General features: G+C 51.1%; 18 protein-coding genes and 5 tRNA genes. 7 read left to right on the plus strand and 16 right to left on the minus strand.

The window, feature by feature from the left end:
• Nucleotides 1–51: 51 nt before the first annotated feature.
• The 3 genes from ACI7RC_RS23010 to rpoN are packed head-to-tail and all read right to left on the minus strand — an operon-like array spanning nt 52 to nt 3,569.
• Nucleotides 52–1,887, minus strand: a complete 1,836-nt coding sequence (locus tag ACI7RC_RS23010; RefSeq protein WP_408110526.1) for a hypothetical protein — start codon at nt 1,885–1,887, stop codon at nt 52–54.
• Nucleotides 1,881–2,183 carry a glutaredoxin family protein gene (locus ACI7RC_RS23015; RefSeq protein ID WP_408110527.1) on the minus strand — a complete coding sequence of 101 codons (303 nt, stop codon included), beginning with the start codon at nt 2,181–2,183 and terminating at the stop codon, nt 1,881–1,883. The genes ACI7RC_RS23010 and ACI7RC_RS23015 overlap by 7 nt, the downstream gene beginning before the upstream one ends.
• A gap of 3 nt (nt 2,184–2,186) precedes the next feature.
• Complete coding sequence (gene rpoN, locus ACI7RC_RS23020) at nt 2,187–3,569, minus strand: RNA polymerase factor sigma-54 (protein WP_408110528.1); 1,383 nt, start codon at nt 3,567–3,569, stop codon at nt 2,187–2,189.
• Between the two features lie 168 nt (nt 3,570–3,737).
• Between rpoN and ACI7RC_RS23025 the strand changes: the two genes are divergently transcribed.
• From ACI7RC_RS23025 to clpP, 7 genes are all read left to right on the plus strand, one after another.
• Nucleotides 3,738–3,816, plus strand: a tRNA-Arg gene (locus ACI7RC_RS23025).
• A gap of 171 nt (nt 3,817–3,987) precedes the next feature.
• Nucleotides 3,988–4,182, plus strand: coding sequence for a hypothetical protein (locus ACI7RC_RS23030; protein WP_408110529.1), 195 nt, complete (start codon nt 3,988–3,990; stop codon nt 4,180–4,182).
• Between the two features lie 435 nt (nt 4,183–4,617).
• Nucleotides 4,618–4,842, plus strand: coding sequence for a hypothetical protein (locus ACI7RC_RS23035; protein WP_408110530.1), 225 nt, complete (start codon nt 4,618–4,620; stop codon nt 4,840–4,842).
• 115 nt (nt 4,843–4,957) lie between these two features.
• Entirely contained in the window at nt 4,958–5,575 is a 618-nt protein-coding gene (locus tag ACI7RC_RS23040) for an RNA polymerase sigma factor (RefSeq protein WP_408110531.1), read from the plus strand.
• A complete protein-coding gene (locus ACI7RC_RS23045) occupies nt 5,559–6,107 on the plus strand; it encodes an anti-sigma factor family protein (protein WP_408110532.1) in 549 nt (182 codons plus the stop codon). The genes ACI7RC_RS23040 and ACI7RC_RS23045 overlap by 17 nt, the downstream gene beginning before the upstream one ends.
• Before the next feature lie 4 nt (nt 6,108–6,111).
• The gene (locus ACI7RC_RS23050) at nt 6,112–7,233 is read left to right on the plus strand and encodes a bactofilin family protein (RefSeq protein WP_408110533.1); all 1,122 of its coding nucleotides are present in this window, start codon (nt 6,112–6,114) and stop codon (nt 7,231–7,233) included.
• Nucleotides 7,234–7,378: 145 nt separating this feature from the next.
• Nucleotides 7,379–7,978 carry an ATP-dependent Clp endopeptidase proteolytic subunit ClpP gene (clpP, locus tag ACI7RC_RS23055; RefSeq protein WP_408110534.1) on the plus strand — a complete coding sequence of 200 codons (600 nt, stop codon included), beginning with the start codon at nt 7,379–7,381 and terminating at the stop codon, nt 7,976–7,978.
• Nucleotides 7,979–8,033: 55 nt separating this feature from the next.
• Here clpP and ACI7RC_RS23060 read toward each other — a convergent pair whose 3' ends face one another.
• The 13 genes from ACI7RC_RS23060 to ACI7RC_RS23120 form a co-directional block, all read right to left on the minus strand.
• Nucleotides 8,034–8,213: an H-type small acid-soluble spore protein gene (locus tag ACI7RC_RS23060; protein WP_408110535.1), complete on the minus strand. Its 180-nt coding sequence runs from the start codon at nt 8,211–8,213 to the stop codon at nt 8,034–8,036.
• Nucleotides 8,213–8,431 (minus strand): hypothetical protein, encoded by a 219-nt coding sequence (locus ACI7RC_RS23065; RefSeq protein WP_408110536.1) that lies wholly within the window; start codon nt 8,429–8,431, stop codon nt 8,213–8,215. The genes ACI7RC_RS23060 and ACI7RC_RS23065 overlap by 1 nt, the downstream gene beginning before the upstream one ends.
• Nucleotides 8,432–8,498: 67 nt before the next feature.
• The gene (locus ACI7RC_RS23070; protein WP_408110537.1) at nt 8,499–9,629 is read right to left on the minus strand and encodes a WD40/YVTN/BNR-like repeat-containing protein; all 1,131 of its coding nucleotides are present in this window, start codon (nt 9,627–9,629) and stop codon (nt 8,499–8,501) included.
• Nucleotides 9,630–9,773: 144 nt separating this feature from the next.
• Entirely contained in the window at nt 9,774–10,031 is a 258-nt protein-coding gene (locus ACI7RC_RS23075) for an HPr family phosphocarrier protein (RefSeq protein WP_408110538.1), read from the minus strand.
• A 48-nt stretch (nt 10,032–10,079) separates the two neighbouring features.
• Nucleotides 10,080–11,030 (minus strand): DNA-binding protein WhiA, encoded by a 951-nt coding sequence (gene whiA / locus ACI7RC_RS23080; RefSeq protein WP_408110539.1) that lies wholly within the window; start codon nt 11,028–11,030, stop codon nt 10,080–10,082.
• 6 nt (nt 11,031–11,036) lie between these two features.
• Nucleotides 11,037–12,026 carry a gluconeogenesis factor YvcK family protein gene (locus tag ACI7RC_RS23085; RefSeq protein WP_408110540.1) on the minus strand — a complete coding sequence of 330 codons (990 nt, stop codon included), beginning with the start codon at nt 12,024–12,026 and terminating at the stop codon, nt 11,037–11,039.
• Nucleotides 12,027–12,103: 77 nt separating this feature from the next.
• Nucleotides 12,104–12,982, minus strand: coding sequence for an RNase adapter RapZ (gene rapZ / locus ACI7RC_RS23090; RefSeq protein WP_408110545.1), 879 nt, complete (start codon nt 12,980–12,982; stop codon nt 12,104–12,106).
• Between the two features lie 209 nt (nt 12,983–13,191).
• On the minus strand, nt 13,192–14,154 hold the full coding sequence (gene trxB / locus ACI7RC_RS23095) for a thioredoxin-disulfide reductase (protein ID WP_408110541.1): 963 nt from the start codon (nt 14,152–14,154) through the stop codon (nt 13,192–13,194).
• Between the two features lie 65 nt (nt 14,155–14,219).
• Nucleotides 14,220–15,833 carry a tetratricopeptide repeat protein gene (locus tag ACI7RC_RS23100; protein ID WP_408110542.1) on the minus strand — a complete coding sequence of 538 codons (1,614 nt, stop codon included), beginning with the start codon at nt 15,831–15,833 and terminating at the stop codon, nt 14,220–14,222.
• 222 nt (nt 15,834–16,055) lie between these two features.
• Nucleotides 16,056–16,131, minus strand: a tRNA-Gly gene (locus ACI7RC_RS23105).
• A gap of 59 nt (nt 16,132–16,190) precedes the next feature.
• Nucleotides 16,191–16,266 (minus strand) — tRNA-Lys (locus tag ACI7RC_RS23110).
• Nucleotides 16,267–16,272: 6 nt separating this feature from the next.
• Nucleotides 16,273–16,348 (minus strand) — tRNA-Phe (locus ACI7RC_RS23115).
• Between the two features lie 55 nt (nt 16,349–16,403).
• A tRNA-Asp gene (locus tag ACI7RC_RS23120) sits at nt 16,404–16,480 on the minus strand.
• Between the last annotated feature and the right edge of the window lie 127 nt (nt 16,481–16,607).

Consider the following 16,607-nt stretch of genomic DNA (forward strand, 5'->3'; position numbering starts at 1 on the left):
GGCAAGAAATGAAAAGGCCCGGCAAGGTGCAGCCCTGCCCGGCCCGGTTCTCTACCATAAATACTTCAAGGCTTGTTTAGGGTGAACGTAGTATACCCCGATTAGCCTCCACTCTTTTTTGGACCTCCTCAGCAGGCCTGAGAGGATCAAACCGGCTTGCAGCACGCTGTCCAACTCGGCGGGAACCCCGACCGTAAACTTTTTGTGCTTGTCGCAATCCAGCACCCGCCATTGGTTCTGGCCAGTCCGTTCCAGAAGTTGAAACGACCCATCCCAATCCTCCCATTTTTCCTCCAGCAGCAGGGCATTGCCAAAACACTTTTCAGCCCTTTCCCTCACCAGGAAGCAGTGGGGCAGCGTCGTCTTCCACTCGTCCAGCAGCGGCTTGCAGGCCCGCCACAGCTTGACCCATTCGGCTTTATCCAGCCAGCGGAGCAGACGTCCCATCGCCGACACCAGCCTCGCAGCTCCCGTACGGGTGCTGCTCACATCCATGCAGATGTACCACCAACAGATAAATTCCGCTATATGCTCTTCCGTGATATCGCCCCAATGATGGATCTCGTGTCCGCGCATGGACAGGTACGCTTTAAACGCCGAGATAGCGTCATCGTACTTCTCGATCGTGGCGTCAGCCTTGTCCTGCAGCACCTCATTGCGAAACAGCCCGAATGTGGCATCAAACCACGGAAGCTCGATCTCCACCCCGTCTGCGGAGTCAAACAGCACAGCATCATCCGGCAGCTCTTCTGCCATCTTTTCCATATTGGCCAGCTCGCGCTCAAGCAAGCGAGCCTCGAATTGGGATAAGTCGCTTCCGTCCTTCAGCTTGAGAAAAATCTCTTTCAACTGAGGCGAGGCAATGCCTGACGTTACCAGCTGATCCAACAAGACAGCCATCTCGTCAAAAGCTTCCCGCCCTTCCAGCCCAGTTTCTGCAGAGCCGCCAAGGCTTTCCTCATGGAAGATGGCGTTTCGGAAAACTTCGGCGATTTTCTCGGTCCAGGCAAACTCGGCCCTTTGCCCGCCGATGCTGAATTCGCACTCCAGTACAGGCGGCCCCTCTCCGCTCTCTACCGCCGAAAACCATAAAAGATGCTGAAGACTCTGGTAAAACAGCCACTTTTGTTCCGGGTCAAGCTTGTCCAGTTCTTCTTGGAGCCCGGCCCGATCCTCCTGGTACAGAGTCATCAAGGAAGAGATCTGCTCAGCATCCTGCTCAAACAGTTCTCCATCAGCGGCATGTACAGCCTTGTAGGCAAGCGACAGCCCGCTGGCTTTCAGGTAAGCTGCATAGCTTTCTTCGTCCGCAAGCGGCGGGTAAGCGGCAGTAAACCTGTCAGCCTGAAGCCGGCGCCACCACTCCCGCAGACTTCTTGCATAGGCAGGAGCGAGAATGCAGGGGTTCTGCACAATCAACCAATGGCCGTTTGGCAGCGGATACAGTCTCGTCATCAAAATAGACCACGGCAGAGCCAACTCCTCAGGCTCAACTCTTACGGGGTATAGCTTCCCGGTAAACAGATCAGCCAAGATCATTTCCTCTTCGTTCGCAATGGAGACAACCTGGTAAAATCCGTTGTGTGTACCCGCCAATCTCTCTAGCACTGAGCGAAGCGGAAGCCGCTTGTTTTTCGTCAACAACAAGTGCTGCGCAAAGGTCTGTCCCTCGCCACCTGTCCGATCCAGCCACTCCCAGTGGAGGCGGGTCGTCAGCCATGGCTCTTCCTCGGCTTCTTCCATCGTGATTTCCAGCGTCTGCAGACTTGCTGACAACCCTTGCTCAACCCAGTGTCTATGGCTGATGAAGAAGTACTGTTCCATCACATAATCAAGGACTTTCTCTATCTGCACCCTTTCCGCCTTCGCCGTACCTAAGATTAGCATTCGTTTTCTCCTTTTCTCTGCTTCAACTTGGAATCCAGACGGTCTGACAGTTCCATCCGGAATTCCGTCTCTGTCATGACACGAGATACTGATTCAAAGACGACCTCGCCGTCTACCGCCACTACCGGAATCGTGAAGAGGTATTTCTCTTCCAACCCGGGATGATTGGCGATATTCACCACTTCGAGAGTCAGGGGAATATCCTTGCCGACCGCCCGGATGCTTTGCTCCACGTCGTCGCAGAGATGGCAGCCGGGGCGGCCGTATAGCGTGATTGAAAAAACATGGGATGTCACTGTTTAGTACCTCTTTCTTTTTGCAGACGATGGGATCATCATTTCTTCGCGGTATTTTGCAACGGTGCGGCGTGAGATCTCGATGCCTTCCTTGCTCAGCATCTCTGCCAGCTTTTGGTCGGAATGCGGCTTTTTACGATCCTCTTCCTCGATCATCGCCTTTAGCCTCCGCTTCACGCTCTCCGAAGAAGCGCTTTCGCCGTTCGCCATCGATAAGGCAGAAGTGAAAAAGTATTTTAACTCAAACACGCCTCGCGGAGTCTGGACGTACTTGTTGCTGGTAGCCCGACTGACTGTGGATTCGTGAAGGTTGACCCGCTCCGCGATCTCTTTTTGCGTCATCGGCTTTAGACAGTGAACTCCGTAATCAAAAAAGTCGCGCTGGAGTTCCACGATCGCCTGGGTCACCCGCATCAAGGTCAAACGCCGCTGCTCCAGGCTCTTCGCCAGCCAGAAGGCGGCATTTAATTTTTCCTGGATGAACTGCCGCGCTTCATCCTGGCTGCCTGTCTCCCGCAGCATTTTTTCGTAAAAGCTGTTGATCTGCAGCCGCGGGGTGGAAGCGTCGTTGACCAAGACGACGTACTCCCCCTGGACTCTTTCTACAGTGACATCCGGCGTGACAAAACGCGTCTCACCCCGATTGTAAGCCGCTCCCGGACGGGGATTGAGCGACCGGACGACATCGGCGATCTCCTGCACCTGTTCCACACTGATTTTCAGCCTGTCGGCAATGCGTGAAAAACGGTTATTGGCCAAGTCCTCCAGATACTCCCTGACGACCTCTACCGTGTACTCGTCATCCAGTCCCTCGTATTCCAGCTGAAGCAGCAGGCATTCGGCCAGATTGCGGGCACCCACCCCGATCGGCTCTAGCCGCTGAACGATCGTCAGCGCCTCCTCCGCTTCCGGAAGTGAAACACCAAGCCTCTCCCCCGCCTCCTCCAGGCTGATTTCCAGGTATCCCTTGTCATCCAGGTTGCCGATCAAAAACAAGGCAATTTTTCGCTGCGGCGCCGTGATGCCTTTGACGTAGTTCAGCTGTGCCTCCAGGTAATCGTACAGGCTAAAACTAGGGGCGCGAACGAGATCTAACGGATTGAAAGTGCTTTCATTTTTATTGACAACATAATCTCCGGTCGAACGATTCCAGGCAAACTCCTTCCAGTCAAATTCGACTGTCGGACGCTCCTCCAGCCGCTTGGGCGGTTCGATCGCAGCGCTGACCTCCTGGAGCTCGATAACCGGATTTTCGGTGGCCTGTTCCTGTAAATACGAAACCAAATCGTGAGCAGAAAATTGCAAGATCGTAATCGCTTGGCGTAATTCAGGCGTCATCACAAGCTTTAGCGTCTGCTCTTGATACAATCCAAAACCCATGTTCACTTGGAATAGCCCCCTCTTAAGCAGATCTTGGTCACGCTATATAGTATTCGTTTCTCTCTTGCAATTTTCCTGCCAAATTGAAAAAATCATTCTTAGCCCAATATTGGAAAGAGAGAATTTCTTGATATTCACTGTACGATCTTGTATAATAGACAAGTATCCACTTTTGCGCCCGTAGCTCAGTTGGATAGAGCGGTGGCCTCCGGAGCCACGTCTTGCAGGGGTTCAAGTCCCTTCGGGCGCGCCATAAAGTCAACGTATAAAGGATCGGTCGTGACCGATCCTTTTTTATTTATCCTCCCCATCCGCCCTTTTTCTCGTTTCTCCGCAAACTCCTACCCCTTTTCCCCTCTGGAGAACGGACAGCGTCCCGGCGCGTTCATATGATAATTCCAGACGGTGTAAGGGGGGAAGGAGCTTGTCTAAAAAATACAAGAAAAAAGCGGATGCATCGGCGCCAAACCGCAGTTCGTCGAGAATGAAGATCGTCACATCCGAGACTTGCAAAGTATGCCCGACGCCTTGCCAGCGCGGCCTGCGCTACCTGGAGAAGATGTCAGAGCCGGGTGCGATTGGATTTGGAGTACCATGCATATTGACCAAAGGAAAATGAACAGACGCAGCGTCACTGCGTCTGTACGTTTTTACATGTGAAGATTCTTGTCGTTGGGCCGGTTATATAAGTCCCACAAATGATTTTCGTCGTAGTTCTTGGAATCGTGCCTCAAACCTTTGGACGTGAGATAGATGACGAACCCTACAATGATAAATAGGATGACCGTGAAGGCAAGAAAGGCTAACATGACAGCTGCACCCCTTCCCTATTTCATTCAGGCTTTCGTACAGAATATTCACAATTTTGTAATATAATCATACCCCGAATTTCTTGACACGTCAATTCAGAAAGGCAACCCAGTCCAAAGAGTATAGCGCAGGAAAAAACAAGGAAAACTAGCTTATACTCTCTATTTATCCCACGAACAGACGTTTTTGTGCACAACCTGTTGATAAATCTGTGGATAACTTGTAAAAATAGGAGGCGGCTGGCATGCCCGACGACCGCTACTACCTGATATACCAGGAAGCAAGCGATGACGAGTGTTTGCTCACCATCCAGCCTTATCGGGATGAACAAAAATTGGCGGAAGCCCTCAACCGTTTGGAAAGTCAGAAGGTCGATGACTATACGATCATCAAAGGGCATAAGCTGAAAGCCAAACTCCGCGTGGCAGTCGACCTGACACAGGCAGATGACGAAGAACCGTCCTCATAGATCCCATCTTCTCGCTCATGCTGTTTAGTCTGAGCGTTTTTTGTTGCATTTGCATGACGAACGTGAAATTCTTATCATAGGAATTCCGTACTGTAGAGTGGAGGGGGGGAAGCTGATGGAAGAGAAGTATCATGAAGAGGTTTACGCGATCAACCGGGAAGCGTTAACCCATATACGACTTTTCCTGCAAGGCGACGCCGAGGCTTTCCGCTCGCTGGTGGAGCTTTTTGGCCAGAGAGTGACGCGGATTGTCCACAAGATGGTTTACTCCTTCCACGATGCGCAGGATGTTAACAACGAAATTTGGCTGAAAGTAGCGCAAAACCTGCATAAGTACGACCCCTCCCTGCCTTTTCATTCTTGGCTCTTTCGGCTCGCTTCCAACACGTGCATCGACTATCTGCGGAAGAAGCGGGAAATCGTGCTGGAAGATGATCTGCTTCACTTCGAACTAAACAAAGGCCCTGTGCTTGCTGATACGCCTGAATCCCTCTACCTGGAGAAGGAGTTTCACAGCCGCATAGCCGGCTTGCTCGAACACTTGGAAGAGGTAGACCGTCTCATCCTTACGCTTCGATTCACGGAACAACTAAGCTACGAGGAAATTGGCAATATCGTCGGTTTAACCAAAAATACAGTTGGTACCCGGCTGTTTCGGGCCCGCAAGCAATTAAAGCATCTCTATCAACAACACGTAACGGAAAGGAGTGTCTCAGATGTCTCATCTCGATGAACTAACCTTGATGATGTTCCTGGAGAACGAACTGACACCGGAAGAACAGGAGATCGTGTCAAATCACTTGTCTCAGTGCCCGCAGTGCTACAGTGCATGTGTACACTGGAGAACTGACTTGCTCATGATTGAACAATCCTTCCACGGGATGGATCAGTCACTTGCGCCGCTTCCTCTTTCCGAGCATGTAACAGCTCAAATCAATTCAATTGCCTCGATTCACAAAACCAAACACCAACTCCGCTACCGCAGAATGTTGTACGGGTACAGCGCCTTGCTAAGTACCCTGCTGATCTGCTTCCTCATTTTGCCAAGTATCATCACTACCTGGCTGTCTCCGATCTGGAACTTTTGGAAAGACAGAGTAATTTGGACGACGACGTTTTGGATGAAGGAGAACCTCACCTACGTATTACAGCTACCGTCAAATAACATGTATGCCATTTTTCTTCTTATTTTAGGATTATTTATTGCGCTGATCGTCTTAAACACACGCCATCCATCCATCCATACTAGCGTGAGGGAGGAATGAAATCGTGAAGAAATTCATCTGGGCCATTTCGCTCTTGCTCATGTTGTTCACCTTTTCCACGTCAGTATTTGCCTTCAGTGCAATCAATCAGGACACGTACGTATTGATGCGCTCAGAAACCCACCAGGGCGACCTGATGATTACCGGCAAGAGGGCAGTGATCGAAGGAACGGTGGAAGGCGATGTCTACGTCTTTGCAGAAAGCGTACAGATTCTTGGAACGGTCCAAGGTGACGTCATCGCCTTTACGGGTGATACGCTGATTAACGGCACGGTGGAAGGCAATGTTCGGGCTTTTACACAGCGGTTGACCGTAAACGGCACCATCGGCCGCAATATAACGGTTGGCAGTGCAAACCTGTTTATCCCCGACCAGGCGAACATCAAAGGAAGCGTTTATGCCTTTACTGATACCGTTGATCTCTTTGGCACCATTGAAAAGGAGTTCAATGGCTGGGTCCACAATTTGCGGATAACCGGCACGATCGGAAAAGGCATCTCCGCACTGCGGGCCGACAATATCAAAATGGAGTCCTCTGCCGCAATCAATGGAGATCTGGTTTACACCAGTCCGCAAAAAGCGCTGATCGAACCGGGGGCCAAGCTGGCCGGACAGGAAAAATTCACCCAGTACCAGCCGAAGAAAGAAAGCGGATTCAATATCCCGATCGTGTCGCTGCTCGTCTCCCTGCTCAGCACACTTTTGCTCTGGCTGATTATCCGTTACCTGTTCCCTACCGCCCTGTTGCGGATCCAGCAAGGGATGGATACGAACATCGGCTCACAACTGGGCGTCGGCGCCCTGCTGCTGATCGGGGCTCCGCTGTTTGCGATCGTCCTGATGGTGACACTGGTGGGAATACCGGTTGCGATCGCCCTGGCCCTGTCGCTTGGACTGCTTCTCTACGTGTCCAAAATCTTCGTCGGCTGTTGGGCAGGGATGCGGCTGGCCCGTCAGTTTCGCTGGCGATTGCACCCGCTTGCCGCAGAACTTATCGGCATTTTGGGCATCTTTATCTTGCTTCAGGTGCCTTTCCTTGGCTGGGTGTTTGCCATCGTGATCTGGATGATCTTTTTGGGAAGTCTGGCTGCGGTGGTGCGCCGGGCCAACGAGGCAGCCAGATAAATCCGTTCGGCTCCGTTCAAGCAGGTTTAGCTGATGTGTGTTTGTGGTTACAATTAGTAGGGAATCGACAGCAAGTTATCGTTTGACCTTCCTTGACCAATTGTGTATGATAAAGATGAAGCCGAAAGGAGGAACCAGTTTGCATATGAATTTGATTCCAACCGTCATTGAACAGACAAACCGCGGGGAGCGCGCTTACGATATATATTCACGCCTCCTGAAAGACCGTATTATCTTTTTGGGAACAGCTATTAATGATGTAGTCGCAAACAGTGTCGTTGCCCAACTCCTCTTCTTGCAATCGGAGGATCCCGACAAAGACATCAGCCTGTATATCAACAGCCCGGGCGGTTCCATTACCGCCGGAATGGCGATCTATGACACCATGCAGCATATCAAACCGGATGTCTCGACGATCTGTGTCGGAATGGCAGCATCTATGGGCTCCTTCCTCTTGTGCGCCGGAGCCAAGGGAAAACGGTTTGCCCTCCCGAACAGTGAAGTGATGATTCATCAGCCGCTGGGCGGAGCGCAGGGCCAGGCAAGCGATATCGAAATCGCCGCCAAGCGAATCATCAAAATGCGCGAACATCTGAACCAAATTTACGCCGAGCGGACCGGACAACCGATTGAACGCATTGCGAAAGATACCGACCGCGACAATTTCCTGACTGCACAGGAAGCAAAAGAATACGGTTTGATCGACGAAGTGATCACCACGACTCCGACGCCCAAAGGTAAATAAAAAGACCACAAAAAAAGCTTTCCTGGCTGATTCCAGGAAAGCTTTTTTGCACTTCTTAACGCTCTATTAATTGATTCACAGGTACCGTTTTTTGCTCTTGGGGATTATTCTGGACGTGAACGCGGGCAGTGTTCGTCTGGCGATCCACTCCATCGATCCAGACGGGAACTCCTTCGCACTCCACCTTGATCGTTTCTGTCGATGCCATGATTTCCTCGGCTCGTACCGTGTCCATTACGTCAACTCCTCCTCTGCTGCATCTTGACCACGCCTGCTCTCGTCAGTCGTGTAGACACCATCCATGGAATCAGTCGCAGTCTCTTCGATCAAGCCATTTTGATCGCTGACGGTACCTCCGCCCAGCCCCTCATTCACCATGCGGTCAATATCCATAAAGTACTGATCGCGTCCTTCGTGCTGCGAATCGGGCATCGCTTCATTTTTTTCCGTCATACCAACCCTCCCCATGTCTTGGTACCTTTAGCAATGCCCAATCCAAGCCGAAATATTCCCAACCCGTTTATTTATTGGCAACAGGACTTGCCACATGCCAGCTTTTGGCGCCGTCTGTTGATTGCAGGAGCTGCGTCTTTTTCCCATCCAGGGACTTCAGCAGCATCCACCCTGTATTTATCGATACGAACTGCATCTGGACCACATTCGGGTAAGCGTTGAACGCATCGATCAACCCTTTATCCGGCAATGTGGAATTCCAGGTGACTCCCCGGTTAGTCGTTTGATACACCTGCTGCGCCTGCACATACCAGCCGCGTTGATCATCGGCAAAAACCAACGGAACTGCACTGACGAACTGTCCGGCCAGCTTCGTATAGATCGGAGTCACCTTCCAGTGCTCGCCGCCGTCTTCCGTGAAGGAAACGTAGTACTGCTTTCTGTCCCCTTTGTTGCAACGCGCCGGGAACCAACCCTTTTTCTTGTCGCTGCCAAAGAAGACCGGGGCGGATAAAATCTCCGAATTGCATACTTGGGTAAGCTCCGGCAAACTAAGCAGCTCCCATTTTTGGCCGCCGTCACGGGTCCGGAACAGGTGCGGAATTTTATCATCTCCCGGGCTTAGTATCCATCCATTCTGTACATCGCGGAACAGCATCCCTTTGACGTTTTCGCTGCCCGCAAATGACCCACTGCCTTTCTTCCACGTGGTTCCGCCATCTTGGGTCAAATACAGGTTCCCATCAGAAGCGAGCAGCACGCCTGTCTGCGGAGTGATAAAATCCATTGAAGCGATTTGGCCAACTCCTGGCGCGGGCAGGACTGTCCACTTCTCCCCGCCGTTGACCGTGTGCAAGATCACTCCTCGCTCCCCATTGCTGCCGACGATCCACCCATTCTGCTTGTCGTAAAAGAACAGATCACGGCCATATACCGGATTGGCGGAAGCTTTTACAGTCGGCAGCGCAATATTTTTCCATGTTTTCCCATTATCTGCCGTTCGATAAAGGACGAGAGTACTGCCATGTGTTCCCCACGTGTAGCCGTCCATTTCATCCATCATCTGAAATCCCGCCAGCTGCAACTCGTCCGCAGGGGCTGCTTGCACATTCGGCACGGCTGCGAAAGGGACACAAACCAAAGCGATCAGCATGCCAAGGATCATCATCACCGAAAAATGTGAACTGCGCATCTTCATGTTTTTTTCCTCCTAACTCCCATGAGTATGGTATGTAGGCCAGGCAAAAAACCGGCCAGCGCCGTAACCTGGCAGGGGGGGATGGCCAGCACTGCACTAAAAAAGGCGTTTACGACAAGCGCAACTGCCTTTTTTCCTATTCACCTATTCTTCTTTGCTGACCAGTTTGGCCAAATTTGTCACAGCCTGGGAAGCATCCGGCCCTTCTGCGATAATAGTAATTTCCGTACCGGAGCCGATCGCCAGACTCATAATTCCCATAATGCTCTTGGCGTTGACTTTTTTTGTTCCCTTTTCCACAAAGATTTCTGCAGCATAGCGATTCGCTTCCTGAACAAAGAAAGCGGCGGGCCGTGCCTGCAGTCCGGTCCTAAGCTTTACAAGCACTTGTTGCTGTACCATATCCAAACCCTCCCTAAAAATGTTACTAGTGTTTTCCATTATAGCATGTTACGAAAGAGAAATATTTTGTTTTTCTCGTAATTTCTCTGCGATTTCGTTAATTTTTCGAAGGCGGTGGTTGATCCCCGACTTGCTCACGGGACCGCTTGGCAGCATCTCGCCAAGTTCCTTGAGATTGATATCCGGATTCTGCAGCCGCAGCTCTGCTACTTCCCGCAGGCGGGGAGGCAGGCTGTCCAACCCCATTTCTTTCTCGATCAGCTGGATGTTTTCCATTTGCCGGGTGGCTGCGTTTACGGTTTTGTTTATGTTGGCGATTTCACAGTTATGCAGCCTGTTCACCGAATTGCGCATGTCTTTTACGATGCGAACGTCCTCAAAGTAGAGCAGGGCTTGATGGGCACCGATCAAGCTGAGGAACTCCGTTATCCTCTCGCCTTCCTTGATGTACATCACATACCCTTTTTTCCGCTCGATACACTTCGCATTTAGATGGTAACGGTTGGCCAAATCCGTCAACGCTTCACAAAAATCCTGGTAGGATGAAAAAATTTCCAGGTGATAGCTGGACGCTTCCGGGTGATTGACCGACCCCCCTGCCAAAAAGGCGCCGCGCAAAAAGGCGCCGCGGCAGCATGCCGTTTTGACCAGATCGGGCGAAATCCCCGGATAAAAGGACAGGTTTTTATCCATGATCCGCAGATCCTCCAAAATTTCACCGGCTTGGTGCGGAATGCGGACAATGTAGACGTTATTTTTTTTTAAACGCATTTTTTTGCGTACCAACAGCTCAGCGTGAACCTTAAACAGCCGTTTGATGAGGATGTAGATGCGTCTGGCGATTGCCGCGTTTTCCGTTGCTACATCTAGGACAAATCGGCCCGCCCCAAATTGGATGCTTCCGTTCATGCGGATCAGTGCAGCCAATTCCGCCCTGCTGCAGCAATCCGGGACTTCCAGCATCGTCAGTTCCTTTTTCGTGTGGGCGGCGAACGACATGGCGCTTCACTCCTTCCCCCGCTTCAAAATTGAGACGACTTTTTTACTTACGACTTTTGCATTGTGACGGAGGAAACCATCCTCATAAGCGATAAATCGATCCGCAACGACTTGCAAACCGAGGGTCTGTAACTGCTCGATGTCGCAGACCACCGGCGCCGAACCCTTTTCTGCGTATTTTTCCAATACCTCTTCCGGCACATCCGCCGTGTTTACGATGATCGTATCGAGGAAAGGCGTGCCTAGGTGTTCGTACATGGCTGTCACATGATCGGATGCGGTAAATCCGTCTGTTTCTCCCGGCTGTGTCATCACATTGCATATATATATCTTGGGGACGGCAGACATTTTAATCTGCTGAAACAACCCTCGCACTAGCAGATTTGGCAAAATGCTCGTATACAGACTGCCTGGCCCAATAATGATCGCATCGGCCTCGGCGATCGCCCGCGAAGCCTCCTCCAGCGGGACAACCTCAGGAGGGTCGAGAAAGACGCGCTTAATCCGCTTTCCCGCCAAAGGGATTTGCGATTCTCCCGAGATGATGGAACCATCCGCCATCTCCGCTTTCAGGTGAATAGACTGATTGGATGCAGGCAACACGTCCCCGCGTACAGCGAGAACCCTGCTTAATCCCTTCACAGCGGTCACGAAGTCTCCTGATATTTCATTCATGGCTGCAAGTAATAGATTTCCCAAATTATGGCCAGCTAAACCTGTGCCATTTGAAAATCGGTACTGCATCACTTTTTCCATCAGCGGTTCCGTATCGGCTAAAGCAGTCAGGACGTTGCGTATATCCCCTGGAGGAAGCATATCCATCTCTTCCCGCAAGCGTCCTGAACTGCCACCGTCATCCGCGACCGTAACAATCGCCGTGATGTGTACAGGTTCCTCCTTTAGCCCGCGAAGCAGCACGGAAAGACCGGTGCCCCCGCCAATGGCGACGACCCGTGGCACCCCGCTTGATTGAATTCCCCTTCTTCCTATTGACATAAGTCACCTCTTTCTCTCCCAATGGCAATACTCAAGCTGACTTTTTATGACCTGCTTCTATCCCTGTCATCCTATGACTATTTACTCTTTTCCATGTCACGGTGAGTGACTCTGACGGGAAAATCTTTGCCGATCACTTTGCCGAGGTATTCCGTTATAGTCACAGAACGGTGTTTTCCGCCCGTACAGCCGATGCCGATAACGAGTTGGCTCTTCCCTTCGCGCTGGTACTGGGGCAGTGTAAATATGAGAAAATCAAGCAGTTTGGAGACAAACTCCTGCGTCTCGCTCCACTTCATTACATATTCCGCGACTTCCTGATCGCAGCCCGTCTTGGGACGAAGCTCGTCAACATAATGCGGATTGGGCAGAAAGCGAACGTCAAACACGAGGTCAGCATCGATAGGAATGCCGTATTTAAAGCCGAATGATAAAAGGTTTATCGTTAATTGTGAGCTCTGCTGGGAGTATTGGCTAATGATTTTTTCACGCAGCTGAAGCGGCTTCATCTGGCTGGTATCAATAATTTGATTCGCCCGGCCCTTCATCTCCTGCAGCATCCGCCGTTCAACCTGGATTCCTTCCAATGGCATACCGCCCCGGGCAAGCGGATGGCGCCTGCGGGTTTCTTTATAGCGGGTGACCAATACCTGATCGTTGGCGTCCAGATAAAGGATTTGGAAGGAGATCCCGTCCATCTCATTCAGTCTGTCGATTGCTTCGAATAAGCTCTCGAAAAACTCCCGGCCCCGAAGATCGATCACCAGGGCAACGCGCTCGATACTTCCGCCGGATTGGATCATAAGCTCAGCAAATTTCGGGATCAGGATGGGTGGCAAATTGTCAACACAAAAGAAACCGAGATCCTCCAAACTCTGGACTGCGGTCGTTTTTCCTGCCCCTGACATGCCCGTGATGATGAGTAAGTTGATGTCTTTCTCTTTACTTGTTTCCATCACTGCTTCTCGCCTCCTCTGATCCTTCTATAAGCATACCATATTGACCGTTGTCATCGCATCTTTTGCATACCCGAGACGAGACATCTTCTCCTGACCAAAAAAAGACGTGGCCAGTGTTCCGGCCACGCGAATGGAAGTATAGAAAAAGGGGGTCAATTCATATTTTTATCATAACCCATGAATATTTCATAAATGTTACAAGAGAATTAAGAAATTGTGACGTTTTCTTCTTTCAGTCGTTCATTTAACGATTCGACAAAGTTTTGCGCCGCCTGTGCCGCAATCGAGCCGTCACCTGTCGCTGTGACAACCTGGCGAAGCGTCTTCTCCCGGACGTCACCCGCTGCGAAAATCCCCTCCACCTTTGTTTTCATCAGGTCGTCAGTCAAAATGTAACCTGCTTCATTGGTGATGCCAAGCTGCTTTACGGCTTCGGTCAAAGGATCCATTCCGACGTAGATAAATACGCCGTTCGTGGCAAACTCGCGCTGTTCACCCGTCTTGACATTTTCCAGCAAGACACCGGAGACGACATTGTCGCCGCGAATCTCTTTCACGACCGTATCCCAAATGACTTCGATTTTTTCATTCTCGAAAGCCCGTTTTTGAATGATCTTTTGGGCGCGAAACTCATTGCGTCGGTGTACGATTGTCACTTTCGTGGCAAAGCGGGTCAAAAAGATCGCTTCCTCTACCGCCGAATCCCCGCCGCCTACGACCACCAGTTCTTTGCCGCGGAAGAACGCACCGTCACATACTGCACAATAGGAAACCCCGCGGCCGGAGAGTTCCTTCTCGCCCGGCACCCCGAGCAGCCGATGTTCAGCTCCCGTTGCGACGATGACTGATTTGGCCAGGATTTCCTTCTCGGACGTCACCACGGTTTTATAAGGGTGTCCATCGCGAATTTCCTTGATGTCTCCATAGATGTATTCTGTCCCAAACTTTTGGGCGTGTTCAAACATTTTTGTTGACAAATCCGGCCCTAAAATGGAGGCAAAGCCCGGATAGTTTTCAATTTCTTCTGTATTGGCCATTTGACCGCCGGGAATCCCCCGTTCGATCATCGCTGTAGACATATTTGCCCGAGCTGTATAGACTGCTGCTGTCATCCCCGCAGGACCTGCCCCGGCGATTACGACATCGTATACTTTTGCTTGTTCACTCATTTTTCTGCAACCTCCTGTCGCGCGGATGGTTCTCTAATCCATGTATCTTTATATTAATTATAAAGTTAGAATTTGTATAAATCAAGCTTGGAGATTTCCTTCACGCACTTTGAAATGGTTTGTGACGAAACACCGTACTTCTCCGCCAGAGCGGTTTGCGTCGTTTTCTGCCCCTGTTCTTTCCGATACAGGTATTCCAGAGCCGCTACCCACGCCTCAGCTTTCCGCACACGTACAGGCATTTCCATCCGTATCTGGTAAGTCGACCAGGTCTGAATGGCCCACTCCCGCTCCACTTTTGAGGTCAGACATATGTTGATGCAGTTCACCACTTGATCTTCGTTTGACGCCAGTACGACAGGGGTATCGCTGATAGACGGCTCTGCCCCCATCTCGCTCAAGGCCTGAAGCGCATATTCCCGCCACACCGGATCATCGGTTGTGTCACAGAAGAGGCGCAGCGCTTTTTCCGCTTCCTCGTCGGCAATCAGCGTCATCGTCTGGATCACCAATTGCTTCGCATCGTCTCTGCCGTGCTGCAGCGCCCACAACAGCGAAGCCCTGACCATTGGATCAGATTTGAGACTTTCTTGATAGGAACACTCGTCAGTAAACCTGACCTTGCCGGTTGGGACATGGTAGTGGTACGTCATGTTGCTTATAGTTTCTCCATCTGGCTGCTCTTTTACCATCTGCAAATAGTAATCGGCAACGCCCGAATCCGGATCCAGCTGTTTCACCTTTTGCCACCACCTGACAGCCTGCTCGCACCTGCCGGACAAATAAGCGGATATGGCGGCGTAGTGGTATGTGCTGGCATCCTGATGGTAGAGAGTCCCCAGCAGCCGGCGATACAGGAAGTACGCCTCTTCGTGCTGTCCCAATACTCCCATGGTGGTCGCCAGCTTAAACAGATGCTCGCTCGTAAAAGGGACCACCTTTTTTAGCTGCTGTAAAAGCGGAAGCAGATCGCCCATACGATTATGGTGGGAGAACAGCACGGCCATGTTGCATAAGGCGTGCAAATTTCCAGGTTCCAATTGCAGCGTGTGCTCGATGGTCTCCAAGGCCTCGGTAAAATGGCCGGTGTAGTAGTAGGCCAGCGCCAAATTATTCCAGGCAGGCAAAAAATCGTGATGCGTCTCCACGATCTCTTTCAGGCATTCAGTCGCCTGCAAAAAACGGCCTTCCTCCAGGCATCTTCTCGCCTCTTCATGTTTGGCGTAGAGGATGTCGCTGGATTGATCCAGGAAACGGCGCGGCGGCAGATCGAGCTCAAAATAAAGGTAATCCAGCAATTCCTCCGCTTCTTCCGCATACGTGCCGTTTTTACTCTCCTCCAGATATCGCAAAGCCAGCTCTTCCGCCATCTGAAAATCTTCCATATTGGCATAGTTGTTAGCGAGATAGAAATAAACATCTACCAGTTCTGGATCGATGCTTTCAACGATTTGGTACAATATATTGTTTGATTCTTCAAATTGTCCCAGTTCCGCAAGAACACTGGCCAAATGACAGTTGTAGGTCGCGTTCCCCGGCTCCAATTCGACAGCACGGCGCAAATACCGAAGTGCCTTCGGATAGTCGAACCGACGCGCTAGTCGCATGCCCAGCTCTGCAAAAAAACTGGCATCGCGTATAAAATCGACGACCGTGGTCCTTTCCTCACTGTTTTTCATAAAACCTCCGATCTTCTAGCTGCTTTGCTCCCATGTATCGTACCAAATCCCACAGATAGGCTCAAGTCATAGTGCACAGACAAGTGCTGAAAAATGTGGAAATAGAAAAACCACCTGCCAATGCAAGTGGTAATCGGTCTATGTGCAGTACCCGAGCGTTACTTCTAGAGATACATCGAGGGTGAACCCGGTACGGGTGAGAGACCCTCTGTAATACTTCTATGGAGCGGACGACGGGTCTCGAACCCGCGACCTTCGCCTTGGCAAGGCGACGCTCTACCAATTGAGCTACGTCCGCAAAGAATATCCCCGCAAAAAGCACTCCGAATCTTCGCAGGGCCCCTGGGATATGAGTGGTGGTGAGCCATGAAGGACTCGAACCTTCGACCCTCTGATTAAAAGTCAGATGCTCTACCAACTGAGCTAATGGCTCGCAACATGGTGGTTCGGGACGGAATCGAACCGCCGACACGAGGATTTTCAGTCCTCTGCTCTACCGACTGAGCTACCGAACCAAATACATTGGTTCTGGCGTTACATAAAATCAAGGCTCGCATTCTTACCTTGAAATGGCGGAGCTGACGGGACTCGAACCCGCGACCTCCGGTGTGACAGACCGGCGTGAACTCCAACTTCACCACAGCTCCATGTAAAAGACAAGACAGGTAAGGAATTATTCCTTCAAAACCGGATACGCAATCAAGCAAAGGGAAATGTGGATAAGTCCTCGACCGATTAGTATTCGTCAGCTCCACGCGTTGCCGCGCTTCCACA

Origin of the sequence: Brevibacillus sp. B_LB10_24, assembly GCF_046036945.1 — a bacterium.
GTDB lineage: Bacteria > Bacillota > Bacilli > Brevibacillales > Brevibacillaceae > Brevibacillus_C.